The following is a 25554-nucleotide window of genomic DNA, read 5'->3' as shown; positions in this document are numbered from 1 at the left end:
GTGCACATGACCAGTCAAATTCAACCTTTCGGATAGGGGCGTAACAGCGCAGCCTCGTTCCCGAATTCGGCGACATAGGCGCGGGTCAGCCCAAGGCATTCGGTGGCGCCGCAGGCGGTGCGGTGCGGGCACAGGTGAAAGCCGTTGCGGTCGAATTCGCGCCAGAAGGCCGGGTCGATCATCAGAAGCGGCTGGGCATTGACCAGCGCATCGCGCAGATCCCCCAGCAGGCATTCGGGGACGTTCTTGACCTCGACGAAACGGCCCAGGGCGCGGGCCTCCCGGATCGCCTGCAGAAGCGGCGGCATCAGCGCCTCAAGCGGGACGGCCAGGTCCTTTTCATCGGTTTCGGCCATCGGGAAATAGTTCCAGAATTCCATCTGTACGAGGCGCTTCAGATGGGCCAGTTCGGCGACGATCTGAGGCAGCTCCCGGTAGCACAGCCGGGTCACCACGGTATTGGTCAGCAGGCGGACATCCGGATGCGCGTCGAGGATTTCGAGCCCCTTCAGCATCTTGTCCCAGGCGCCGGGGACCTGGGTGATGGCATCGTGCTGCGCTGCCCCGGCCCCGGCGACCGAGACGAAGAAGTCGTTCACCCCGGCCTCCAGCAGCCGCTCGGCATAGCCCGGGCGCGACAGGTGCATCCCGTGGGTCTGGATGCGGACGCGTTCGAACCCGGCGGCGCGGGCGCGCGCGGCAAGCTCTGGCAGGTCGGCGCGCAGGGTGATCTCGGACCCGGTCAGCACAAGGCCCTTCCAGCGATGATGGGTGCGCTGCTCGTCCAGCACCTGATCGAACAGGCCCATCGGGGTCGGCTGAAGCCGCTCCATCGTGCCCTCGATCATGCAGTGCACGCATTTGAGGTTGCAGCGGAATTCCATCGTCAGGCTGACATGGTCGGCGTGATCGCGCAGCGACAGGCGGGGGCCGTCCGGGGCGCCGGGGGTCGTGACCCCGGCCCGCACCCCGGGAATGTCGAGCGCCCGGCGGGCCGCCAGCGCGGGATCGGGACGCTCAGAGGAGGCCATAGACGCTGCCTTTCGTCCAGGTGATGCCCTGCGGCCCCGCCTGCCAGTCGTAGCCGATGTCGAACAGCAGGTGATCGAAACGCGCCCGGTTGCTGCGGAAGAAGCCGGTGATCGCCTCCGGGTAGCCCAGCCGCTCCAGGCAGGTCAGCGTCTGATCGGCGGGGATGCGCGAGAAATAGACCCCGTCGGCGGCGCGCTTGTTGGCCACCACCAGCGTCTGCGGCGTGATCCCGCGCCAGAGCCAGGGGCTGAGATCGGGCAGCGGCTGGCCGGCATGGGCGGTCTCGGCCAGTTTCTGGCGGATCTGCGGGGCCTCTGTCAGGGCGTTGAAGAAGAAGTAGAAATTCCGCATCTCCCAGCCCCGCGGGCTGAGGCCGTAGCAGATCCCCGAAGACACCGTGCTGCCGGGATTGCCAAGGTAGAGATCCAGCTGGTCGACGGGCGCGCCCGCCAGCTGGTCGGCGCCGATCTCGATCGAGAACATGAAATAGGGCCGGTCATCCCCGCTGAGCGGCGCGGTGATCGTCACCAGCCCCTCCAGCGCGCGGGCCAGCGCGCGGGTGTCGAAGCGGCGTTCCAGCCGGGTGTAATCGTAGAAATAGAACTCCCAGCTGAGGCGCCCGCCCGCGTGTTTCAGCCCCCAGACGGTGTTGAAGGGGCCGTTGGCGGCGATCAGCGCGTCGCAGATTTCCAGCATCCGGTGCGACAGCCCGGCGGTGGCGAAGGAATGGTACAGAAGTGCTGCGCCCTGCCAGCTGTCCCGCCCCGGCAGTCGCGGCGGATCATAGGGCCAGAGGCAGAAGTCCAGCGCCGGATCGGCGCGGCGCGCCGGGGCAAGGCGCGCGTCTAGGCACCAGTCCATGCGGCCTCCTTCAGGGATCCGTGCACCCTGTGCACCCCGTGATAGAGCGTGGCAAAGGCCTGTCCGTCCCGCGCCGTGCCGGCGGCGACGTGATCCAGCCGTGCGGCGCCCAGCCGCTCCAGCAGCGCCCCGGCGCCGGGCCCCAGCAGCGGGCGCAGCAGCGCGGCGTGATCGGCCACCCGCGCCGAAAGCGGCGTCAGGTTCAGATCCAGAGAACGCCGCGCAGAGCCGGGCTCCGTCACCTCCAGCAGCGTCAGATCGGCGGGCAGCCCCGCAAGTGTCTGAAGCGCATCGGACACCGGGCCTTCAGGCAGCAAAGCGCGGATGCGGGCCCTGCGTTCAGCCGGGCCCAAGGGGCCGGGATCGCGATAATCGCTCAGCACATGGGCGCGGGGCGTCCATTTCAGCGCCAGGAAGGCCTGGCCGGGGGCTGGCCGGTCATCGGCGGGAAATTCGAGGTAGCATTTAAGCACCTCCGCCCGGGCTTCGGGCTCATAGCCGAAATGCAGCACGCTGGCGCGCGATTGCAGCGGATCAAGCGCGGCGATGCCGGCATCGGGCGCGCCAAGGCGGGCCAGCATCCCCCGCAGCACCCGCGAGGGGCCGGGGCCAAGGGCGGCGCGCGGAAAGCTGACCAGAAAGCGACCGTCGCGGATTTCATCCCCGATCACCTTGACGGAATGTTCACGCAGAAGCGGGCGGCCGACCGGCTCCAGCACGTCGCAAAGGGTGTCGCGCAGGCTCATTCCGCTTCCCCCGAAACCGCCAGAAGGGTGCCCAGCCCCCGGTCGGCGGCCAGCAGGTCGTGGCGCATCCGGGCATGCATCCGCTCGACCCGTTTCTGCCGGGCGCGGAAGGCCAGCGCAGCGGCGCCGGGGCCCAGAAGCCACAGCAGGGTGGCGGCGCGGCGGCTCCAGCGGGCGCCCCGGCTGGCCAGAAGCTCGTCCTCCAGCGACAGGAAACGTTCGACCTGGCCGGGATCGCCCTGCCGCCCGCAGCGCCCCTCGAGCTGGCGATCGACCCGGCGGCTGTCATGGCGTTCGCTCAGGATCACGTGCAGCCCGCCGGTGTGCGCAACCTCCGGGGCCAGCTTGATGTCGGTGCCGCGCCCGGCCATGTTGGTGGCCACCGTCACCATGCCGGGCTGACCGGCGCGGGCGATCACGGCGGCCTCGTCGGCATCCTGTACCGCGTTCAGCACCTGGTGGGGCAGGCCCGCGGCCTCTAGCGCCGCGCCGATCCGCGCCGAAGCGGCAACCGAACGCGTGCCCACCAGCACCGGAACCCCCGAGCCGTGCAGCGCCGCGACCCGCGCCGCCACCGCCTGCCACTTGGCGGCCTCGGTCGCGAAGACCCGGTCGGGGGCAAAGCGGCGACGGTCGCCCCGGTGCGGCGGGATGCGCACCACCCCCAGCCCGTAGACCGAATACAGCTCCCATGCGGCATCAAGCCCGGTGCCGGTCATCCCCGAAAGCCGCTGGTAGCGGCGGAAGAAGCGCTGGTAGGTGATGCGCGAAAGGGTCTCGCGCGGGTCGCTCGGCGCGACGCCCTCGACCAGCTCGATCATCTGGTGCAGCCCCTCGGACCAGCTGCGGTCCTCCTGGATGCGACCGGTGTTCTCGTCCACGATCTGCACCTTGCCGTCGCGGATCACGAAGTCATTGTCGCGCCGGAACAGGTGCAGCGCCGAGAGCGCCTGCACCACCGCATGATCGCGGATGACCCCGACGCGGAAGGCGCCGGTGGCGTACTGTCCCATGATTTCAAGGCGTTCGGCGCCCTCTTGCGTGATCTCGACCCGCCGTTCATTGGCGTGGATGCGGTAATCCGTGCCCTCGGCCAGCGCCCGGGCGGCTTTCAGGGCGCGTTCCAGGAAGGCCGGATCCTGGCTGCGCGCGCCGGCCACCTGACCCGAGATCACCAGCGGCGTGCGGGCCTCGTCGATCAGCACGGAATCCGCCTCGTCGATCAGGGCGAAATGCAGGCCGCGCATCCGCAGCACCCCCTGCGGTCCTTCGGCCGAGAGCCGTTCAAGCTTGCGGCGCAGGTTCCCGGGGGTGCGGCGCAGCAGCATCCGGTCGCGCAGGTAGTCGAAGGCGATCTCCTTGTTGGCGGCAAAGACGATGTCGGCGCGGTAGATCTGCGCGCGCTCGGCCTCGGACTGGCCGGCCTGCACCACCCCGCTCGAGAGCCCGAGGAAATCGTAGAGCGGGCGCATCAGGTCACGGTCGCGCAGCGCCAGGTAGTCGTTGACCGTGATCACATGCACCGGCACCCCGGCCAGCGCCATGGTGCAGGCGGGCAGGGTGGCGCAAAGCGTCTTGCCCTCGCCGGTGCGCATCTCGGCCAGGGTGCCGCGCAGCATGGCAAAGCCGCCCAGCAGCTGCACCGCATAGGGCCGCATCCCGAGGGTGCGATGCGCGGCCTCCTGCAACAGGGCGAAGGCGGGGCCGATGGCGGGGGCCTCGGGCACCCCGCGGGCGAGCGCCTGACGCAGGGCCGGGCGCAGGCTCCGGGCCATGGCCCGCAGCTCCGGATCCGAGAGCGCGGCCATGGCGGGGGCGTGGCGGGCGGTCTCGGTCAGGATCGGGCGCAGGGCGTGACGGCGCAGCCCGGTACTGCGCGCCATCGCAAGCCCCAGCAGGCGGCGCCCGGCGCGCTCCAGCCGGCCGTCCTCGCTGTCGGGGCGTTCGGCATAGGCCGCAAGGCGGGGCAGGGTCAGCCGCGCGGGCGGGCGGATCAGGCCCAGGTCAGACATGGAACCGCTTCAGGAACAGCTGGCGCAGGGCGCGGCCCATGCGGGGGCCGACGGGTTCGTCGCCATGATCGAAGCGCACCCGCACCCGTTCGCCGACGAAGGGCAGGCCGGTGGCGTCCAGGGGCGCGATGTCGAACAGGAACAGCCGCTGCACCGTGCGCCGCCCCTCCGGATCGGCGGGATCGGTGGCGAAGGGCCCCCCGGCATTGGTCGAAAGCGCGCCGGAGGGCAGCTGCATCGTCCCCTCGGGCGCAAAGGCCAGCAGGCGGGCCGGGATCTCCTGTCCCGGTGCGCGTTCCAGACGCAGGCTGATGCGGTCGCTGGCGCGCACCAGCTCTGCGGTCTGCTGGGGCACGGCGACGCGGTAGCGGCGGGCGCCCTGCGGGACCAGATAGCCCAGCACGGCGCCCTTGCGCAGCATCCGTCCGGGCAGGTCTTCTGCGCCGGGGATCATCGCCATCCCGTCCCGGGGCGCGGTGATCCGCAGGGCCTCGGCGCGGGTGCGCAGCAGGTCCAGCTGGCCTTCCAGATGCAGCACCTGTTCGCGCAACAGCCGCGCCTGCACCGCATCGCGCCCGGCCACGCCCGCCAGCTTCAGCCGCATTTCCGCCAGCCGCGCCTCGGCCAGGCGCCGCTCCGAGGACAGGATCGGATCTTCGAGGCGCAGCAGCAGCGTTCCGGCGCTGACCGCGGCCTCCGTGACCGGGGCCTCGGCGACGAAGCCGTCGGTGGCGGCGCGCAGGATCTGGTCGTCCTGCAGCCAGACAACGCCCGGGGCCAGCGTGCGGTGCGGCACCGGCAGGGCAAAGACCGCCGCGGCGACCAGCGCCAGCGCCGTGCCCGCGACGGCGAAGGCGCGCCCCCGCCGCCCACGGAGGGAGCCGGAGGTCACGAGGAATTTCAGCCCCTTCCAGGCCGGCACAAGGAAGACATTGGCCAGCGCCCAGACCGCCAGAAGCACCCCGATGAAGAAGAACTTCGACGCTACCACCAGCGCGATGGTGACCGAGATCGAGATCCGGTAGCAAAACGCCGCCACCGCGTAGAACAGGAACCATTTCGCCTCGCCCCGCGCGGTGACGGGGCTTTCGGCGCTGCGGATGCCCAGCAGATGGCGTTGCACGAGGTACCAGAAATGCCCCGAGGCGCGCTGCCCGAGGTTGGGAATTTCCACAATGTCGGTCAGCACGAAATAGCCATCGAAACGCAGCAGCGGATTGCCGTTGAACAACAGCGTTGAGACGCCGCCGATCAGCATGACGTTGAAGGTGAAGGCGCGCACCAGCCCGGGTTCGACATTGATCCAGACGATCATGGCGATGGCGGCCAGAGCGAGCTCGACCATGATGCCGGCGCCGCCCACCACCGCGCGGCGCCATTTCTCCGGGAAGGCAGCCGAGGCCGAGGCATCGACGTAAGGCACCGGCACGAAGACCAGGAACATGGTGCCGATCTCGTGCACCTCGCCGCCCCAGACCTTGGTGGCATAGGCATGGCCCATCTCGTGGATCGCCTTCACCAGCGGGAAGGCCAGCGCGATCAGAACCAGGTTCTCGGCCGAGAGCACCCGGTCGATGACCCCGCCCAGCAGTTCGGAGCCATGCAGCACCGCCAGCGTCACGCCCGTGATCACAAGCGCCGCCCAGGCCAGGAAACCCCAGAGCGTGAAGAGCGGGCGCACCAGAAACACCGTCCGGTCCAGGAAGACATCGGGATCAAACAGCGGCAACCGAAGCGCCAGGGGGTTGCGCAGCCGGGCCATCAGCGCGCTGCGGCTTTGGTCGTGGTGACGCCGGCCCATCTCGGCGATGTCGGGGGCCATGTCGCCGGCGATCAGGTCCGATCCGTGCAGCTGCGCCAGAAGGCGGATCACCTCGGCCTGGGTCGGGGGATCTTCGTCGAAACGGGCGCAGGCGGCCTCCCACAGGGACTGGACCGTGCGCCGCCCGTCCATCAGCGACAGCATCAGGTTGGCGGCGGGCGAGAGGCGGTGATAGCGCCCCGAATGGCTGTCTTGCACCACGAACCAGGTGGCGCCGCGAAAGCGCTGGCGGTGGATCTCCACATGGGGGCGCAGGCGCGGCTTCAGGGGGGCGACGCGGTACCAGTCCTGGCTGAGAAAGGCTTGGGCCATGGTCTACTCCGGCAGCCAGCGCCAGGCCCAGAGCCGCGCCCAGTCGGTCATCGGGCGGGTCCAGATGGCAATCAGGCGCTTCTCTCCGGCGTCGATCTTGGCCACCCCCTCCATCCCCGGCTGCAGCGCGGCCGTATCGCCGGTGAAGCTGGCCTCGACCCGGAAGGTGGTGGCGCCGTCGCCGTATTCGGCCACCGGGGTGATCTGCGTGACCTCGAAGGGGAAGCCGTGATCGGGCAGGGCGGTCGGCACCAGCGTGCCGCTCTGGCCCGGATGCACATCGGCAATGCGGCGTTCATCCACATCGAGCCCGAGGCGATATTCCCCCGTGGGCGCCACCGTCAGCAGCGCATCCCCCCGCGCGACCGAGGCGCCGATGCTCTGGCTCAGATCGCCCGAGATCACCAGCCCGTCGAAGGGTGCGCTCAGCCGCGCGCGTTCCAGCTGCTTGTCGATCAGCGCGATCTCGGCCTCGGCCTGGGCGATCTCGGCGCGGCGGGCCTGGGCCTCGGCCCGGTCGCGGGCGGCGAGCGCACGGTCGTATTCGATCTGCTGGCGCTGGCGTTCGGTGACCAGCCGCAGCCGTTCCAGCGCCATCTCGCGATCATCCAGCTGCACCAGAAGCTGGCCCTGCGTCACCGGATCGCCGGCGCGGGCCAGGGCGGCGGCGATGAAGCCGTCATAGGGCGCGGCAACCGTGCGCTGCACCCGCCCCGCCACCTGCCCCTCGGCCGAGATCCGGTCTGCCCCGGTGGCAAACCAGAAGAACAGCCCCAGGCCCAGCACCGCGATCAGAGCGATCTTGCGCCCCAGGTAGCCGGGCCCGAACAGGCGGACGAACTGGCGCGTCCCGGCCTCGCCCAGCTTGGTGATCAGCCAGCGGTCGTTGCGCCGCTTTTCGTCCAGCACCGGGGCCAGCACGGTGGTCACGGCCTCCAGGATCTCCAGGTCGTCCTGGGTGAAGGGCGCCTCGGCGGGCCGCTCAAACGTGATGGCGCCGATGAAATGGCCCAGGGCATACAGCGGCACGGTGACGATCTGGCCCGCGCCCTGCGCCCGCGCCAGCTTCTCGTGGCGGTGGCTGGCGACCGGATCGGCGCTGTCCTCGGCGGGCCAGAGCACCGGGCCGCGCTGGTCGATCGCCTCGTCCATGGCGGCGCCCAGAAGCCGCACCAGGTTCATCTGCCGGGCGAACTGCGCGGAATGCGAGATCGCCACCACCTTCGAAGACCCGAAGCGGCGGAACCCGACCGAGACCCGGTCGCAGCCAAAGCGCGTCGCCAGATCGGTGGCGGCGGCGCGGGCGGCGGTGGCGATGTCGTCCCGCTCGGCCACGGCGATGACGGCGTTCAGCGCGGCGATGGCGTGATCGTAGCGCTGCCGGTCAGAGGCCATCGCCTCGCGCCGCACCAGATCGCGCATCCAGGCGGCGCCCCATTGCAGGCGGCGCATCGCCTCGCGCAGCTCGGCGGCATCGCGCGGCAGAAGCTCCAGCCCCACGGCGCCCTGCACCTGTCCCTCGACCGTGAGCGGCGTGGCCAGGGCGACCAGACCGCCGCTTGGGCGCCCGTCATCTCCGACTGCGCCGCGCACGACGCCCCGGTCGCTGTCCATCGCGGCCTCGGCGGCGGCCAGCATCAGCCCCGAGGGCATCCGGGCCTCGGGCCAGTGGGCCACGGCCCGGGGGCGCCCGCCCTCGGGATCGCGCAGGAAGACGCTCGCGCCCTCGCCGGTTTCGGCCTGGGCCAGCATCACCGGCGCCCAGGCCCGCGCGGCCTCGCGCAGGTCCAGGGCCCGGCCCAGCTGCCGCCACGGATTGCCCGTGATCGCCACGGGTTCGCTGCCCTGCGGATCCTCGGCGCCCGGCGCTTCCAGCCGGCCCTCCATCAGTCTTCGACCTTCAGTATCCCGTGCCGGGCCTCGTATTCGCGCAGCACGCCGGTCAGGATCTGGTGCAGCCGCTTGGCCGCGAAGGGCGTCATGATCACCCGGTTGGTCAGATCGACCCGCAGCGGTCCGGCATCCGCCGGGTTCCAGCTGCGGTTGGTGCCAAAGAAGACCTCGACCTGTTCCCGCGTGCCCTGGACGTTGACGACATTGGCAAAGCTGGTCGCCATCGCCTCGTCATTCCAGATCACCATCGACTTGCGGTCGCTGTCCTTCGTTTCGGTTTCGTCCTTCGCCATGTGGCCCCTCCCCGGTCATGATGGCGGCGGCCCCTCCCACAGGGCCGCCGACGGTGGTCATGTCAGCGGCGCGCCTAGTAGGCGCTGTTGTAATCGCTGACGAAGATCCAGTCGTCGGGATCATCATCGGCAAATCCGCCGTCATTCTCAAGAAGATCGTCGATCACCCAGAGCCCGCCCTTGCTGTCGATGTAAGCGAACAGCGCGCCGTCCTGATCCAGCAGCGTGTAGGCGCTGTCCGAAGGCGTGCCCTCGGGGTCCTTGTAGCTGATATCCTTGACGAATTCTCCCAGCTCCGCGTCGTAGACATAGGAGGCGGTGCCCTCGTTCTTCGCGGCCTGCTTGGGATGGAAGCTGATCACGATTTCCGAGGCGGCGATGGCGTCCTGGATCTGCGTCACGCTGGAGCGCTGCGCCGTGGTGGGTGTCAGGGTCGGCGCGGGCGCGGGGTTTGCCACGGTCGTCGTCACCGTGCCGTAATCGGCGGTGGGCGAGGGCGCATCGTTGCCGTCGCCGCTGGCCGCCGTGACCCGCACGTCGCGCTGCGCCGGGCCATTGCCGGGCTGCGGATCGGCGGGGGCACCGTGGGTGTCGGACCAGTCGGCATCGGACTGGGTGACGATGCCCATCTCGCCCTCGGGTTCGCCATGACGCGCCGGATCACTGCCGGTATCCAGCGCCCGGGTCGGATCGGCCCCGTCGGAGGCGCCCAGAAGGTACCAGAACTCGATCGCGGAGGGCGCCATCAGGCGGTTCACCGTGGGCGCCCCGAAGGGTTTGAAGGGCACGATGAAGCTGTTGTATTCGCCGGTCCAGTCATGCAGCCGGTCGCCACCGGTATTGGCGATCAGCACGTCGCGCCCGGCGCCGCCCAGCACGTAATCCTCGTAGCTTTCGTCGGTATCGGTGTCGTCATTGCTGTCGCCGGCGGTCTCCAGCACGTCATCGGCATTCAGCCAGTCATCGCCGTAACCGCCATACATCCGGTCGCGCCCCGTGCCGCCGGTGATCGCGTCATTGCCCAGATCGCCAAAGATCACGTCGTCGCCGTCGGTGGTGACCCCGCTGCTGCTGCGGGCATCCACCGGGCCTTCCTCGGCGATGTGGTTGAGGAAGAAGGTGCCGCCGTTCGGGGTGATCTTGGCCCTCGGGTTGTTTTCATCGTAATGGGCGAATTCCTCGACCGTCGCGTCATAGGCCAGCAGGTCTCCGGGGTTCACCGGCGTCTCCCACGAGACGATGGTGCCATCCATCGCCTGCGGGGCCAGCGCCAGCGACAGGGCCTCGGCGCCGCTGATCGCGTCATCGCCCGCGCCGCCATGCAGGAAATCGTCGCCCCAGCCGCCAAAGATCACGTCATCGGCGTATTGCGGATCGAATTCCTTGTCCTGCGTGGCCGCGGGATCCAGGTTGAAGGGCGTCAGGTTCACCGTCTTCTTCAGTTGCTGATCGACGTTGATGATGTAGCGGAAGTTGAAGCTGTTGGGGGCGGTGATCAGGTCATTCACGCTGGAAAGCGCGGCAATGCCATACAGATCCTCTCCGTAGCTGGTGGAATTGCGGCTGGTCATGATCCGGCCATCGTCGCCCAGCACCCCGTCCGATCCCGTCCCGCCCGAGATCCAGTCATTGCCCCAGCCGCCGATCAGATCGTCGTTCTGACCATCGCCAAAGATCACGTCAGAGCCAGTCTGGGCATAGATCACGTCATCGCCGGCCTCGCCATGGATCTCGTCCCCCGCGCCGTTATCGCTCAGCGCGGCGGGGGCGTAATCCGGGCCCCCCTCGGTGTAATCCAGAAGTTCGACCGCGCGCGGAATGATCCGTTCGCCCCCGTAGCTGTCGTAGGCGAAGGTCAGGTAGGCGCCGCTGTCGGTGCCGTAAGTGCCCACAATCCGGTAGATATTGCCGTTGTCACCCAGGATCGTGTCGGCGTCGCGGGCATGGCCGTCGGCGCCTTCATCGCCCAGATCGTTACGGGTTGCCGCCGTGCCGGAGCCGCCAAAGATCAGGTCGGCGCCATCGGGCCGCAGGCTCTCGTCGCCCTCCAGGCTGAACAGGGTCGAGCTGCCGCCGACGATATCGTCCTGCCCGAGGTTGCCGAAAATCACGTCCTCGCCGCCGTTGCCCTCGATATAGTCGTCGCCATCGCGGCCCGTCCCGGCGAAATCATCGACCGAAGCACCGGTTTCCAGCAAGCCGTTGATCCTTGCGGCAAAGACCGCACCCGGATCGGCGATGCCGTCGCCATCCAGATCGATCGAGCCGTCGCCCTGGATCACGTCATTGCCCAGCTGGCCGAAGATCAGGTCATCCTCGGCGCCCCCGGCGATGTAATCGTCACCGTATTCGGCCGCATCCTCGGTGTCCGAATGATCGAACAGGGTGATGTCGCGTTGCTGGGTACCATCGGGCCTGGTCATCGCCTCGCCCGTGATCTGCGCCACGCCCTCGGTGTCGTAAAGGATCCCTTCGGCCAGGGCGCGCATCCTGGCATCGACCGACTGCCCCGAGCGGTAGATCCGCCCGTTGTCGCCCAGGATCACGTCATCGCCCGCGCCGCCGTCGAGGACATCACCCGCGTCGAAGGCCAGCGCGCCCTCGTTGTCGGTATCAACATTGTGGCCGCCGATCAGGTCATCGTCGCCCTCCTCGCCAAAGATCACGTCGGCGCCCTGCTGGCCCATGACCAGATCGTCGCCCGCGCCCGCATAGATCGTGTCGGCCCCGCCCATCCGGTCGCCGCCGGTGTAGGTGGCCCAGACATCGAAGGGCCTCAGACCGGTGACAAGGGGCAGGGCGGTCTCATTAATGTCGCCCGCAAGGGTGGCATGGTCGCCCATCACCAGATCGTTGCCCGCGCCCGCCCGGATCACATCCGCACCGGTGCCGCCGATCACCAGGTCATTGGCGTCGCCTGTGGCAATCACGTCATCGCCGCCATGGCGCCAGTCGGTGGTCTCGATCAGTTGCGCCAGATCGGTCGAGCCGTCCTGTGCGTTGATCCAAAGGATCCGGCCCACATCGCCCAGCACGATATCCGCCGCATCGGCGCCGTCGCCCGCATTGGTCGTGATCACATCGCCTGCGGTGCCGCCCAGAACGATATCCTCGCCCAGTCCGGTTGTGATCACATCCGCGCCGCCATGGGCCTCCTGCGTGGTGAGGGCGCTCAGCAGTTCCAGCGGCAGGGTGCCGAGGTTTGCCGCCCCGGCGCCCGTCGTCACCGCGCCATTGTCGCCGAAGACAAGGTTCGCACCCTGACCTGCGTCGATCTGATCGGCGCCGAGGCCACCCAGGATCACGTCGCTGCCCGTGCCGCTCAGGATCGTGTCGGCGCCGCCCAGAAGCGTCTCCTGGCTGCGGATCGCGGCGATGGTCATCGCGAAGCCGGTCAGTTGCGGGGCGTTCAGGGTGGCATGGGCCACGACCTCGCCCAGGTCGCCGAAGACGATGTTCGCGCCACTGCCCGCATCAATCACGTCATCGCCGAAGCCGCCCAGGATCACGTCGCTGCCGTCTGCCGCGGTGATCGAGTCATTCCCCGCATCCGAGGCATAAGTGGTTTCGATCACGTCGAAATCCCCCTCGCCCTCGTCCAGGATCACCTTGTCGATATTGCCGTTGTCGCCGAACAGGATGTTGGCGCCGCCGGTGTCGGTCAGGCTGTCATCGCCCATGCCGCCCAGCACGATATCGTCGCCCATCCCGGCGAAAACGGTATCATTGCCACCCTCGCCCGGGTTGGTGGTGTAGACCGCGGTGACGAAACCGGTGGTGGTGATGCGCTGCGTGCCCGCGACCTGTGTGATCACGCCCAGATCGGCCAATACGATGTCATCCCCCGAACCCGCATCGATCCAGTCGCTTCCGGGGGTGCGCGTGTCGGCACTGTCGAGCGCCGGATCCAGGATGATATCCTCCGAAACCACCAGATCCCGCGCCCCCAGATCGACGCTGAAGCCGTTGTCGCCATAGATGTGATCCCTGCCCGAGAGGCCATGGATCACGTCATCCCCGGCGCCGCCTGCGATATGGTCGTCGCCCATCGAGCCGATGATCGTGTCATTGCCGATGCCGCCATAGATCGCCAGGCCCAGCTGGCCGGCGGTGCCGATGGCCGAGGCGTCGATCGTGTCTCCATGCAGAGCGGGATTTTCATGGCCGTCAAAGACCAGACCGCCGCCGGTGGGCGCACCGCCCAGGTAATCATAGCGCGCGCCGTAGGTGTCGGTATCGCCGTAGATCACCAGCAGGCTGTCGGGCCCGCCGCCGCCCAGCACTGTGATCACATCCGCGCCGCCGCCGCCGTGGATCGCCGTGATCGGCAGATCGGTGGTGTTGTCGGACATGGTATTGGTCGACAGAACGGTGAAACTGTCATCGGCATTGCCCAACAGGACGTCGATGATCTCCATCCGGTTCATCGTGATGCCCTGGGCATAGCTGACGATCTGCGATCCGTCCTGGGCGAGACTTTCGTCGAAATCGACGGTGCCGGTGCCCATGCCTAGCCCGTTGACCAGCAGCCGCTCGGTGCCGTCGGGCAGGGTGGTGGTGGTCATGAAGCCCGCCTCGCCGGTCACATCCGTGTCGTTGAAGATGTTGACGCGGTCGTTCTGCGCGGTCTCGTCGATGACGATATCAAGGGCGATGGGGCCGGGATCGCTTTCGCTGGGCAGCATCACCGGGGCCAACAGGGTGCGGTCCTCGGTCGGGCCGCCCTCAAGGATCAGGGGGCCGTAGAGCTTGGCGGCTGTGTGCTCTTCCGCCGGGAAGACCTTGGTGATGTAGTCGGTCGCGGCGGGGGTATAGCCGGGGTCGGCCTCCAGCGTGACCTCGACCGCCTCGTACCAGTTGGCGGTGGTGAAGGTGATCTGCGCGGCAGTGACGGTCAGCGTGGCGGGGCAGGTGGCGTCGGTCAGGGATTTCCCGCCCGAGAGGTAAAGCCTTGTACCATCGGCGGAAACCGCGCCGATCATCACCGCGCCGTCATTGCTGCCCGAGCCCGAGATATCCAGCGTCTGACCCGAGGCAAAGCCCTGCGCCGCCCAGCTGATGCCATCCGAACGCTCGATGTAATCGGCGCCGTCGCTGACATGGACAAAGCTGACGGCCAGCGTCTGATCGGCCAGCGTCACCCGCGTCACGCGGGCGCTTTCCACGATGCGGGTCTGGCCGTCGTCGAAGATCGAGATCGTCACATCCGCCGTCGGCGCCTTGGTCAGCCTGACAGAGTAGCTGTCGGTCTGGTTATAGGCATCGTCGCTGCTGTCGATGACCACGGTGTCGCCATCGCTTTGCCGGATCACCACGCCCGCATCATCGCCATCGATGGCGGTCAGCGTCAGCTCCTGCGCGCTGGCGGTGGCATAGACCGGGCCGTCGCTGCTGATCGTATGGGTCAGGGTGATGCGCTCGGCGTTTTCGACCAGCCCATCGGCCAGGGCGGTGACGGTCACGGTCTGGACCTGATCCCAATTCGTGGCATCGAAGGTAAAGACCGTCTGGCTATAGGCCAGATCCCCGGAATTTGCGTTGTCCGTCAGGGTGATGGTCACGGTTTCGCCTGGCCCGGGCGCCCGCGACAGGACCAGATCGTAGGTATCGGAAATCCCCTGCGCGCCTTCCAGCACGAAGGTATCGGCGCCCGACTGGGTGATTTGCAGTTCGGCCAGGTCATTGTCGCGGACCTCGGCCATCAGGTTCTGCACCTGCGCGCCGTCGAAAGCCGCGTCGCTGGAGCGGACCGAATGGCTGATCACCACGTTGCGGGTGCCCTCGGCGGCGGCATCATCTTCGGCGCGGATCGTGACTGTCTGCGCCTGATCCCAGTTCGAGGCATCGAAGCTGAGGACGATGGCATCGGCGAAGGTGGTGCCATCGGCGCTGACGCGGACCGAATCCGCCTCCTGCCCGGTCAGGGTCAGGTCGGTGGCGCCGGTCTGGGTGATGGCAAAGGCCCCCTCGACCACGATCTGCGTCGCCGAGACCGAGACGATCTTGTAGATCCGGTCGGCATCGCCATCGGTGGTGCCGCCAAGGCGGATCGACTGGGTGACGTCGAACCCATCGTCGAGGAAGCTGCCGCTGGCGCGGGTGAGGGTGCTGCCCCCGGCGGCAAAGCTGATCGCCGTGCCCGCCGCCATCCCCGGCAGCGCCAGGTTCCGGTCGGCGCTGGAAGCGCGGTTGGCCGAGACGGTCACATAGACCACGCCGGTCGGGATATCGGTCAGCCGGATCGCATAGATATCCGTCCGATCCCCTTCATTTTCAGACAGTTGCGTGACCCCGGGGGTGGCGTCGCCCGCAGCTCCCTGGCTGATGATCACGGCGCCCTGGTTGCCATCGGCGACGGTGGTTCCCAACCCCTCGATGAAGGTCTGGTCATAGGCGTCATCGGCGCTGGCCGCCTGATGGTTGATCAGACCCGACCGTCCCGCCAGATCGGCCGAGATGATGGTCTCGGTCACATCCCCCGTCACGTCGAACGTGTCCGAGCCCAGCCCGCCGATGATCCGCGTCACCGCATTGGCGGCGGTCGAGAGGATGAAGAAGCTGTCGTCACCTTCCAGCCCGTCGACCTCCAGCAGCTCCTCGGTGTTGGACAGGCTGACGTTCAGACCGGCGCCAAAGACGCCATCCTCTGTGATCACAAAGGCATCGTCGCCCTCGGTCCCCAGCACGATCACCTTGTCAAAGCCCGCGCCTCCGTCGATATCGAGCGGCGCGTTGATGTTGTAGCGGATCAGGTCGTCGCCTTCGCCCGCGTTCAGCTGGGTGTCGTCCTGCAGCGACGAGGACCCGTCATCCGCCAGCAGGAAGGCCCGCACGGTGAACTCGTCATTGCCGGCCTCGCCCTCCAGCTTCAGCTGGGCCCGGTTGGCGTAGACGGTGAAGCTGTCCTGCCCCTCGCCGCCGAAGGCCACGGTGGCAAAGCTGATCCCGTCCGAGAGCCAGCCGCGGGTGGTCAGCACGGCGTTGATCTCATCCCCCGCCGCGATGCCGTTATCACCGCTTGCCACGTTGGGATCATTGCCGAACAGCTGGCCGAACTGGAAGGTATCGTCGCCGAGGCCCCCGTCCAGCGTCATGATCGCGGCATTGTCGTCGGCGATGAAGGTATCGTCGCCCGCCTGCCCCAACAGGGTGACGCGGCCATTGATGGCGCGGTCGTAGTTGATCCGCTCCAGCGTCTGGGGGCGGGTCGGATCCGCGCCGCGCATCTGGTCGATATCGCCATGCAGCAGGGCGAAGAAGGAGGTCCGGCTGAGGAAGACGTCATCCTCGGTCGTGCCCAGCACGATCATCGCATCCACATCGGTGGGCCCGCCGCTGTCCCGCACGTCGATCACGTAGTTCACCGCGATCCCGCCGATGGACCCATGGGTCTGCACCGAGAGGTCGTCGGAGCCCGCGCCGCCATCCACCAGCAGGCTGTCGAAGGCGCCCTGGCCATCCAGCCGGACGATCTCGATCAGGTCATCGCCAAGGTCGCCGTAGATCGCCGCCGTGCCGTCGAAGGCCTGCGGATCGAGGATGCGGATCCGGTCGGCGCCTGCATCGCCATGGATCACCAGCGTGGTACCGGCAAAGACATCGGCGCCGTCAAAGACCATCTGGTCATCGCCCGTGCCCAGCAGCACGGTCAGGTCGCTTCCGGCCTCCAGAAGCCCGGTGACGGTCAGGAAATCGCGCGTCTCTTCGGTGTCGATCAGCATCGAGGTGCCGGCGCGCATCTCGCCCGAGACGGCGATGCGGTCCTCTCCCTCGTCGGTGCGCAGGATCATCGAGCTGCCGGCCAGCAGGACGCCGGTGATCGCCACCAGGTCGATCCCCGTGCCGGTGTCGATCAGCAGCGCCTCGCCCGCGTCGATCTGCCCCGAGAGGTCGGCCGTGTCCTGCCCCTCTCCGGTGATCAGGGTGGCATCGCCGATGGTGCCGATCAGCCCGGTCAGGGTGAACAGGTCATCGGCATTGCCGGTGTCGATCAGCACCTCGATCATGCCTTCCAGGATGCCGGTGATCTCGATCTCGTCGGCATCCTCGCCGGTGTCGATGCTGATGCCGCCGTCGCTGTGGTGGCTGCCGTCCATGTGCAGCGTGTCGGCCCCGGCGCCGGTGTCGATCACCGTGTCACCGCCGACGAAGACCACCGAGAGGGTCTGGATCTGGTCGGCGCCCTCGCCGGTCAGCACCACCATGTCGCCGCCGACGATCATGTTGTCGGCAATCAGCAGCACATCCGCGCCTGTGCCGGTGTCGATCAGCAGATCGCCCCCGATGGTGATCGGCAGGGCAGGGGACGGCGGTTCACTGTCGATCCACAGCTGGTCGATGCCGCCCGCCATCAGCAGAACCGCATTGCCGCCCACGTCCAGCTGGCCCCGGATCAGCAGGCTGTCACTGCCATCTCCGGTCGCGATCCACAGATCGCCGCCGACCTCGGTGGTGCCGGTCAGGGCGATGTCGTCGCCCCCCGATCCGGAGGTCATCACCAGGTTCCCCCCGGCGCGGATCAGGCCCTGGTCCTGGGTGAAGCTGTTGGTTCCCTCGCCCAGGGTCACGGTCACATTGCCGCTCTGGGCCTCCAGATCGGCGGCCAGGGTCACGGCGTCATTGCCCGCGCCCATCGACAGGGTCACGGCCCCGAAGGCGGTGATCTGTCCGGTCTCGCTCAGCGTCAGGGTGTCGTTGTTGGCCCCCGTGGTGATCCAGAGGCTGCCGCCCGCCGTGATCACACCGTTGATCAGGATGGCGCTGCCCTCGCCGTCAAGGCTGGTCAGGTCGCCGCTGATCCTCACGTCGCCGCCTGCCTGCAGCAGGGCGCCGGTGCCAAGGGTCACGTGATCGCCGGCGGTGACGTAGATGCTGCCGCCCGCGGTGACGCTGATCCCGTCCAGCACGGTGAAATTGTCGTAATCGGCCAGCGCCGTCTCGGTGGACAGATAGGTGATGTCGCCACCCGCCGTGATCGTGTTGGCGACCGTGATCGGGCTGCTGGCGGTGGTCTCCACATCGCCGCCGGCGTACTGGCCGGCGCCCGCGCCGCCATCCATGGTTTCCACCGTCAGCGCGCCATCGTTGGTCACGAAGGTCGAGCCGGTGGTGGAGAGCGATTGCAGCGATCCGATCTGGGTATAAAGGCGGTTGTCGGCGCTTCCGATATTGCCCTGGGCGATCAGGTAGGCCCGGCCCCCCAGCACGTTCGAACTGCCGCCCGGCAGCAGCGCGTTCCAGATGCTGCCCACGGTCGCGGTCAGATAGGCGGTGGCCAGCGCCGGGTTGGGCTGGGTCACCTCGACGGTGTTCAGATAGAGATCCCCGGCCTGTTCGATCAGGAAGGTGTTCTCCTTCGAGGTCACCGTCACCACGCCGGTGCCGCCGCGATGGCTGTCGATGTCCAGCTCATTGCCGAAGGCGCCGATATAGCCGAACTCCGCCGTGAGGGTGATGCTGCCCGCCGCCAGCACGTCGGCGGCCAGACGCGCTCCGGTGGTGGTGCCATCGGCGCTGGTCTCAGGCGCGGTCGGATCGACCAGATCGAGGGCGTCGAAGATCGACAACTGCGCATAAAGCACCACATCCCCGCCGCGCGAGAGCACGTTGCGGATGTTCATGTCGCCTTCCTGCTCGTAGACGATGACGTCGCCTGCGGCGGTCAGGGTCACGAGGCCAAGCGCATCGGGATCGCTCAGCCCGTCGCCGCGCGCCTCGATCTCCATCGCGTTGGTCTTCGTCCCGATGGAGCCCGTCTGGGCGGTCAGGGTGATATCCCGGGCCTCGATATTCACGAACTCGGTCGCATTGGCATCGAGGATCGAGCCCTCGGCCACCAGAGACACGTCGCCCCCCGCCGAATAGATGGTCGAGACGTTCATGTCGCCGTCACGCTCGGTCACGTTGATGTCGCCGGTGCCCCGCGCGGTCAGCTTGTAGCCCGCATCCTGATCGACATAGATCGTGCCGCTGCCGCCGACGCCGCCATCCCCGGCCTCAAGCACGAGGTCCTGGGAGGTGATGTTGGTGGCGCTGCTGCCGCCGCCGTTGGTCAGGTCGCCCTGGGCACGCAGGCGCAGATCGCCCGCGACGTTCAGCACGCCCAGCTTGATCGCGGATTCCGAGCCGATATAGGCCTGCCCGCCCGCCGTCACGTCCAGCTGGCCGGTGACGGTGATATCCAGATCCTCGCGCAGCTGGACCTGCACCATGGTCAGCTCGACGAACTGGTTCACGTCGAGGGTCACGCCGGTCTCGGTCGTCAGAACCTGATCCAGCACCAGCGTCGTCGCGCTGGCCGAGATCACGGTGTAAAGGCTGTCGGCATCATTGGCATTGGCCGTGTCGCCCGCCAGCAGCAGCTTCATCCCCGCCCGGTAGCCCGAGAAATCGCCGACCCCGCCGACCAGCGTCAGCGTTCTGCCCGCAATGTCGACCTCCATGTCCGACAGGTCGAGGCCGCGCGGATCCAGCGCCAGACCCGAGACATGCACCGCCACGTTGACCTCCGACAGGGTGAGGGCGACACGGCTGGTGTCCAGCACCAGCGTCAGCCCGTCAGCCGAGATGTGATCGACGGTGTAGAAGGGGCCTTCCTCGGTGGCGTTGGCGGAATTGCCCTCCACCTGGATGATCTGACCGGACAGGCTGCTGTCCCAGCTGCCCGAAGTGCGGGTGATGGTGCCGGCAGCGGCGTCGAAGGTCACCGTGGCGGCAAAGCGGTCCGTGGTCAGGAAGAACAGGTCGTCGCGTTCCGCCGCCGAGAGCAGCACGCGCTGATCCGGGGTCAGCGGGGTATCGGGGTCGATGGCAATGATCTCGAACCCGTCGGTGGCGCCGATCTGGCCCGAGACATCCAGCGTCACGTCGGCGCCGATGATATTGGCCTCTTCGATCACCGTATCGGTGTCGGTCACCGGCACCAGCAGGCCCGCCCCGATGGCGTTGATCAGCTCTTCTTCCGTCCAGATCTTGATCGAGGCGTCGATGGCCGCCGCCTCCTCTGCCGTCAGCTGGTAGCTCCAGCCGGCATCGTAGACATCGGCGGTCAGCGGATTGCCGGGCGTGCCCGTGTAGCTGCCCCAGATGGCATCAAGGCCACGGTATTGCGCGGTGCGCGCGGCCCGCAGGGTCAGGATCGCATTGGCGACATAGGCGGTGACATCCGCCGCGCCCTCTGCGGTGGCCTGGGCGGTGTAGAAGGCCTCGTAGTAGCTTTCCTCATCCGCGCTCAGCCGCAGCAGGGCGGCGGGGTCGTATTCGGGGGCCGAGGCGCGGAAGGTCAGGTAGAAGGCCGCCGCCGCCGCGTCGATGCTGGCCTGATCCCAGTCGGGATGCAGATCGGCCAGCTCCAGCGCATAACCGGCCTCCTGGGCGATGCGGGTCTGCCAGTAGCTGCGGTATTCCTGCGTCTTGGCATTGGCCAGGGTGTCCTTGGCATCCTGCACCTTCTGGCTGGCGGCGCCGGTCCAGACCTGGTTGCCCGCCTCGTCGGTCTCGTAATCGGTGAGGCTGAGGGCGCCCCAGACGCCGTTCCTCAGCTCGGAGACGGCGCGTTCATCGGTTTCCTCGGTCTGGTTGCCATCGACCAGATCGCCGGAGGCGACGCCGACATAGACCTCGTCCCGGGCATGGATTTGGTACAGCCGCAGATCGCCGTCGGTTTCGCGCACGGCGATGCTGCCCGACAGCGCGGTGGCGCTCAGCAGCGACTGGTCGCGGGTGCCGGTGTCCATCAGGATCGGCCGCAGCGCGCTGCCGATATCGCCGTCCTCGGCGGTGAGCGTGATCGCATCGGCGGTGATGCCGTGGCCGGTGGCCGCAGCCAGGATGCTGCCCGCGGCGGTGATCACCGCATTGCGGTCCCCCCCGCCGGCCGAGATCGTGCCCAGCACCAGATCGCCCGAGGTCTCGTACAGATGCACGATCCCCGCCGAGGCTGTGGCATCCAGGCGCTGCCCGGTGACGCCGGCGGCCTCCGACAGGTTCACCCGCAGGGCCTCGTAATCCGTGCCCAGGGCGCGCGCGCTCAGCGTCACGGTGCGGCCGCCGATCTCTCCCAGGATGGCACCGGAATTGGTGGTGGTGATGACCCCGGTGGTGGTGATCGAGGTCGCGCCGTAGGCGTTCCTCAGCGGCCCGTCGATGGTGATGTCGGAGGCCCCGCCGTCGATCACGATGGAACCCGCGGCATGGCCGATGAAGCTGATCCCGATCGGGCGGTCGGCCTCGATCGTGTGGGTCACGTATTCGACGCTGTCGGTGACGGTGGTGTACTGGAACCAGCTGTAATTGGTGCCGTACCAGGTGGACCAGTGTTCGTAGCCGGTGCGATAGGGGCCGTTCACATTGTCGGTGACGGTCACGCTGTCGAAGGTATAGGCGTCGCCGTCATGCGCGACATCCAGGTAGAAATAGTTGGAATCCGGGACAAGTTCCCCCGCAAAGGTGGTGGTGTCGGTCTTGTCGGGGGCGCGGCTGTCGGGCGCGAAGGCGTCGATGCCCAGCCAGTCGCCCTCGGTCCATTCCTCGATCAGCACCTCGCGGCTGCCCTGGGCCAGCATCCAGCCGTAGCGGTAGCCGGACTGCGGATTGTAGGTGAAATCCTTCGCCGCACCCTGACCGACATAGCCGCCGCCATTGTCGCTGACCTCAACCTCTCCGGCGGCATTGACGCGGTAGATCGTGGTGTAGGGCACGCCGTTGGTGGCCTGTTTCGCCAGATCCTTGATGATCAGCTCACCGGTGCCGCGGGTGGTGGCGTCCAGCTCCTGCACGATGATCTCGGGGGTGTAGCCGGCATAGGCGCCGGTAAAGACCATGTTGTTGACGATCTCGATCTCGGGGTAGCCGCCGTAGACGATGATTTCGCCATTGCGGGTGTTCATCACCCGCGCGGTGATGTCCACGTAGCCGCCGCCCGGGGTCAGCGGGGTGACCAGCACGGCGCCCTGTCCGGCATTGGCGGTCGGATCGAAGTAGATCTGGAAGTCGGAATTCGTCGTCGGCAGCAGGATCACGGTCGAGGAGCCGCTGGCCTTGTGCGCCGCGATCTTGTCGCGGGTGGCGTCGTTCAGCGTGACCTGGAAGGTCTCTTCGCCCGACTGGATGATGCCGTTGATGTTGAGGTACTGGCTTTCGATGTAGATCCGGTCGCCGGTGATCGAGGGGGTGGTGGGCTGCACCGACAGGAAGGCGTCGATCGCCGCCTGAGAGATCCGCTCGGCGTTCAGCATCCCGGCGGTGCGGTCGGCGTAGTTGTTGCCCGTCAGGTCGGCGGTCTTCCACTTCGAATAGGGTTCGCCCGCGAGATGGTCCTGGGTGGCGCCGGTATCCAGAATCGTCGTCCCGTTCGAGCGGATATAGACGTTCTGGCCGTTCACATCGGCATAGACCAGCACCGACCCGTTCGAGGAGCCGTAGTTGGAATTGTTGTCGATGGTGATGTCGCCGCGCAGGTTCAGCACCGACCCGTTGATGATCAGGTCGGGCCAGACGGCGGTATTGGTGTTGGGATCGCCATCGTTCAGCACCGCGCCAAGGGCGTCGTAATCGATGGTGATATTGATCTCGGGCACCCCGCCCGAGGGGGTGGTGGAGGCCGCCGAGAAGGAGAATCCGGGCGTGATCGGGCTCCAGTAACCGCCATCCTTCGCAGTGACCTCGCCATTCTCGTCCAGGATCGCGGTGCCGGGATTGGCCGCCAGCGACACGTCGTTGCCGTTGAAATAGACCCCGCCGTTGACCTCGGGGATCTCGGCGCCGCCGATCACCAGATAGGCGGCGGTCTGGTTGGTGATGTTGATCGAGCTGTCGCGCGGCGTGTCGAAGGTGCCGGACCCATAGAGCTGATCGGCCAGAACCTCGACCAGGCCGGCCTGGGCGAAGACCGGATCGACCTCGATGATCTGGACGGTGGGCAGCAGCGGGATCAGTTCGCCCTGGTCGATGTCGACCACGCCGTCATTGTCGTAATCGTACCACTGGGCTTCGCCTGCGGCGAGCATCTCGTCCAGGATCCGTTCGATCTGGTCCTCGTAGAACTGCACCAGGTCGGGGTTCACGATGTTCCCGTCATCGTCGCGGACATTGTAGAGCGCAAGGTTCTCCCGCGCGATGTCCAGCTGCGCGGCACGGTTGCTTTCGACCTGCTCCAGCTTGACGGTGAAGGTGATGTCGCTGTCCTGGCCATTGGTGGTCAGCAGGAAGGTGCCCGGATCCGAGGGCCCCGAGACAGAGCTGGCATCGAAGGTCCAGGTCTGCACGCCCGCGCTGGTGGTCGAGGTGCCGATGAAGGCGCCGGTCGCGGCGTCGAAGCTGATCGTCAGATCCTTGTGACGCTCGGCCCCGGTGCGGATCAGCCCGTCGTTGACGACGCTGCCCCGCGCCAGCGCCCGCCCGAAGCCCGGCCCGAGGTTGGCATTGTTGCCGCCAAGGGCGCTGTCGATGGCATCTGTCACCGCCGAGGTCCAGTTCACCGCCTTGGCCTTCACGTCCAGGTTCGCCACCCCCAGCTCATCCGCGAAGAGGTTGATGTTGGCAAAGCCCTCCAGCAGGGCACCCGCGCCCACGGTGATCGTGTTGTCGGTGATCACCACCGCGCGGGTTTCCAGATCGTCGATCGGGATCAGGGAGCCGGCGAAATTGTCGACATAGGCTTTCAGCTCATGGGCATAGATCGTGCGGTCGGCATCGGTGCCGGCGGTCAGGTGGATGTCGCGCCCGGCGGTGACGCTGCCCGAAATGGTGATCAGGTTGTCCGGCGCCAGGTCGATCTTGGCATGGCCCACGGCGACGGTGCCCAGGCCGTAGGTCTCGGACTTGGAATGCAGATCGACATTGTGCTGGCCATTGGCCTCGAAGATCAACTCTCCGGCGGCGTCGATCACGGCGCCCGTGCCCACGGTGATCTCGGCCAGCAGGGTATTGGCGGTCAGGTCGGTGAAGGCGCCCGCGCCCGAAAGCGCCCCGGCAGTGAACAGCGCCACGTCGTCGCTGATGTCGAGCGCATTGAAGGCCCGGGCGGTAAAGCTTCCGGTCGCGTCGGTGGCGGTGATCGTGCTGTGATCGTCGATGTCGATCCGGGTGCGCAGCGCGATTTCCATGTCTGAGGACGACAGCGCGCCGCTGGCCAGCCCCCCCGCATCGCCATCAAGGTGATTGCCGCTGACGGCGGCCTTGATCACCGTGCTGGTGGCTGCGGCATAAAGGCTTTCGGCGATCACTTCGGCGCCGGTGCCATCGCCGTCCTGGCTGCCGAAGCGGACCACCACATCGGCATCGACGCCGATGTCGGAGTCCGCGCCATTGCCGGCAATCAGCCCGAAGCTGGAGGCGGTGACAAAGGCGTTGGGCCGCGCGGTGAAGGCGGCGGTGATGTTCAGGAAGCCCGGGATTTCGTCAATATTGCCCGCATAGTAGTCGATGATCGAAGCATTGTTGGTCGCCACCTCGATGCGCGCGCCATCGCTGATCTGAGCGCGGATATCGGCGTCGATCTGCACCGTGGGGGCGGCGCCCGCCCCGGCCACCGCCCCGCCCGAACCTGCGGTGGTGTCGGCCACCGCCTCGGCGGTGCCGCCGGCGCTGATGTTGACCAGCGCCGCCGTCACATCGGCATTGGTCCCGACCGTGGCATGAGAGGTCACATCCGCCGTCGCCTCGGCCACCGCGGCGCCGATGCCGACGATCCCCACCGCTGCCGCGAGGGCATCGGCATATTGCGAACTGTCGGCCACGGAGGCGATGTTCACATCGACCAGCGCATCGATCTGCGCGCCGCCGGCGATCTGCGCGGTCACGCTGTCGCCGACATGGGTCGTCGCCAGGGTCGAGGTCGCGCCGATCAACCCGCCCGCCGCCGCATAGGTGGTGGCCGTGGCATTGGTCTGGTTCTGGTATTCCGCCGTGCGCGCGGTGACATTCAGCGTGTCGACATCCATGGTGCCGCCCGCCGTGGCGGCAACGTCGCTGGCCAGCGTCACCTCGACCACGTTGGCCGAGGCCGCAAAGCCCGTCGCCAGCGACAGGCCCACCGCCAGGCCCGAGGCGCGGGCGCGGCCCGTGGCCTCGATGGTGACGTCATCGGCATTTGTGATCACGCCCGTGACCGAGGCCGTGACCTCGGGCAGGGCGGTGACCTCGACAGAACTGCCCGCCGCGCCGAAGGCGGCAAAGCCCACGGAGAGGGCGGCGGCGACGGTTTCGGCCTCCAGTCGGGGGCGGGCCTCTGCGGTGACGCTCAGGTCGCCGGAGAGTGTGATCACATCATTGTTGCCGGTGCCCGAAACCAGCGCCTGGGTGCGCGAACTGTTCGTGGCCAGCACCTGCGTTCCCGCCCCGGCCACCGAGAACCCGAGCGAGATCGAGGCCGAAACCGCGGCTGCGGCTGCTGCGGCATAGGTGTCGCTGTCATCTTCGGCATTCACCACCAGGGCCCCGGCGGTGATGTCGGAATTGTCGACCTGCGCGCGGATCGTGTTGTCGACGCTGTTCTCCGACAAGCCCACGGCGATGGCGACCGAGCCGCCCACCAGACCGGCAGAGCCCGCGACGCTGGCCGCGCCCACGAAGCTGTCGATGAC

General features: G+C 67.7%; 8 protein-coding genes (1 of these 8 cut by a window edge). All 8 read right to left on the bottom strand.

The genetic code is table 11. The annotated features are described in order from the left end of the window. Positions 1 to 20 precede the first annotated feature (20 nt). The gene (locus KM176_RS10805) at positions 21 to 1031 is read right to left on the bottom strand and encodes a radical SAM protein (protein ID WP_202397972.1); all 1011 of its coding nucleotides are present in this window, start codon (positions 1029 to 1031) and stop codon (positions 21 to 23) included. After that, a complete protein-coding gene (locus KM176_RS10800) occupies positions 1018 to 1893 on the bottom strand; it encodes a hypothetical protein (protein WP_160896036.1) in 876 nt (291 codons plus the stop codon). The genes KM176_RS10805 and KM176_RS10800 overlap by 14 nt, the downstream gene beginning before the upstream one ends. After that, positions 1878 to 2639 (bottom strand): hypothetical protein, encoded by a 762-nt coding sequence (locus KM176_RS10795; RefSeq protein ID WP_160896037.1) that lies wholly within the window; start codon positions 2637 to 2639, stop codon positions 1878 to 1880. The genes KM176_RS10800 and KM176_RS10795 overlap by 16 nt, the downstream gene beginning before the upstream one ends. Continuing rightward, the gene (locus KM176_RS10790) at positions 2636 to 4651 is read right to left on the bottom strand and encodes a preprotein translocase subunit SecA (protein ID WP_160896038.1); all 2016 of its coding nucleotides are present in this window, start codon (positions 4649 to 4651) and stop codon (positions 2636 to 2638) included. The genes KM176_RS10795 and KM176_RS10790 overlap by 4 nt, the downstream gene beginning before the upstream one ends. After that, the gene (locus KM176_RS10785; RefSeq protein WP_160896039.1) at positions 4644 to 6785 is read right to left on the bottom strand and encodes a PqqD family peptide modification chaperone; all 2142 of its coding nucleotides are present in this window, start codon (positions 6783 to 6785) and stop codon (positions 4644 to 4646) included. Before KM176_RS10785 ends, KM176_RS10790 begins: the two co-directional genes overlap by 8 nt. Positions 6786 to 6788: 3 nt before the next feature. Further along, entirely contained in the window at positions 6789 to 8672 is a 1884-nt protein-coding gene (locus KM176_RS10780) for an HlyD family efflux transporter periplasmic adaptor subunit (RefSeq protein WP_160896040.1), read from the bottom strand. Continuing rightward, a complete protein-coding gene (locus KM176_RS10775; RefSeq protein WP_160896041.1) occupies positions 8672 to 8971 on the bottom strand; it encodes a DUF3467 domain-containing protein in 300 nt (99 codons plus the stop codon). The genes KM176_RS10780 and KM176_RS10775 overlap by 1 nt, the downstream gene beginning before the upstream one ends. A gap of 74 nt (positions 8972 to 9045) precedes the next feature. Further along, on the bottom strand, positions 9046 to 25554 hold the 3' portion of the coding sequence (locus KM176_RS10770; RefSeq protein WP_160896042.1) for a beta strand repeat-containing protein. Its footprint extends 14076 nt past the window's final position; 16509 of the gene's 30585 nt are visible here — the last part of the coding sequence; its start codon lies off the right edge, out of view — the gene reads right to left on this strand; the stop codon is at positions 9046 to 9048.

Source organism: Pseudooceanicola endophyticus (assembly GCF_018760365.1).
GTDB lineage: Bacteria > Pseudomonadota > Alphaproteobacteria > Rhodobacterales > Rhodobacteraceae > Pseudooceanicola > Pseudooceanicola endophyticus.
The sequence above is the reverse complement of the archived record's forward strand: the minus strand, read 5'-3'. Positions and strand labels throughout refer to the sequence as shown.

What these genes read in the sequence shown, in the direction of transcription:
- KM176_RS10805 (WP_202397972.1), bottom strand. Translation starts at nt 1,031, where the DNA reads ATGGCCTCCTCTGAGCGTCCCGATCCCGCGCTGGCGGCCCGCCGGGCG.
- KM176_RS10800 (WP_160896036.1), bottom strand. Translation starts at nt 1,893, where the DNA reads ATGGACTGGTGCCTAGACGCGCGCCTTGCCCCGGCGCGCCGCGCCGAT.
- KM176_RS10795 (WP_160896037.1), bottom strand. Translation starts at nt 2,639, where the DNA reads ATGAGCCTGCGCGACACCCTTTGCGACGTGCTGGAGCCGGTCGGCCGC.
- KM176_RS10790 (WP_160896038.1), bottom strand. Translation starts at nt 4,651, where the DNA reads ATGTCTGACCTGGGCCTGATCCGCCCGCCCGCGCGGCTGACCCTGCCC.
- KM176_RS10785 (WP_160896039.1), bottom strand. Translation starts at nt 6,785, where the DNA reads ATGGCCCAAGCCTTTCTCAGCCAGGACTGGTACCGCGTCGCCCCCCTG.
- KM176_RS10780 (WP_160896040.1), bottom strand. Translation starts at nt 8,672, where the DNA reads ATGGAGGGCCGGCTGGAAGCGCCGGGCGCCGAGGATCCGCAGGGCAGC.
- KM176_RS10775 (WP_160896041.1), bottom strand. Translation starts at nt 8,971, where the DNA reads ATGGCGAAGGACGAAACCGAAACGAAGGACAGCGACCGCAAGTCGATG.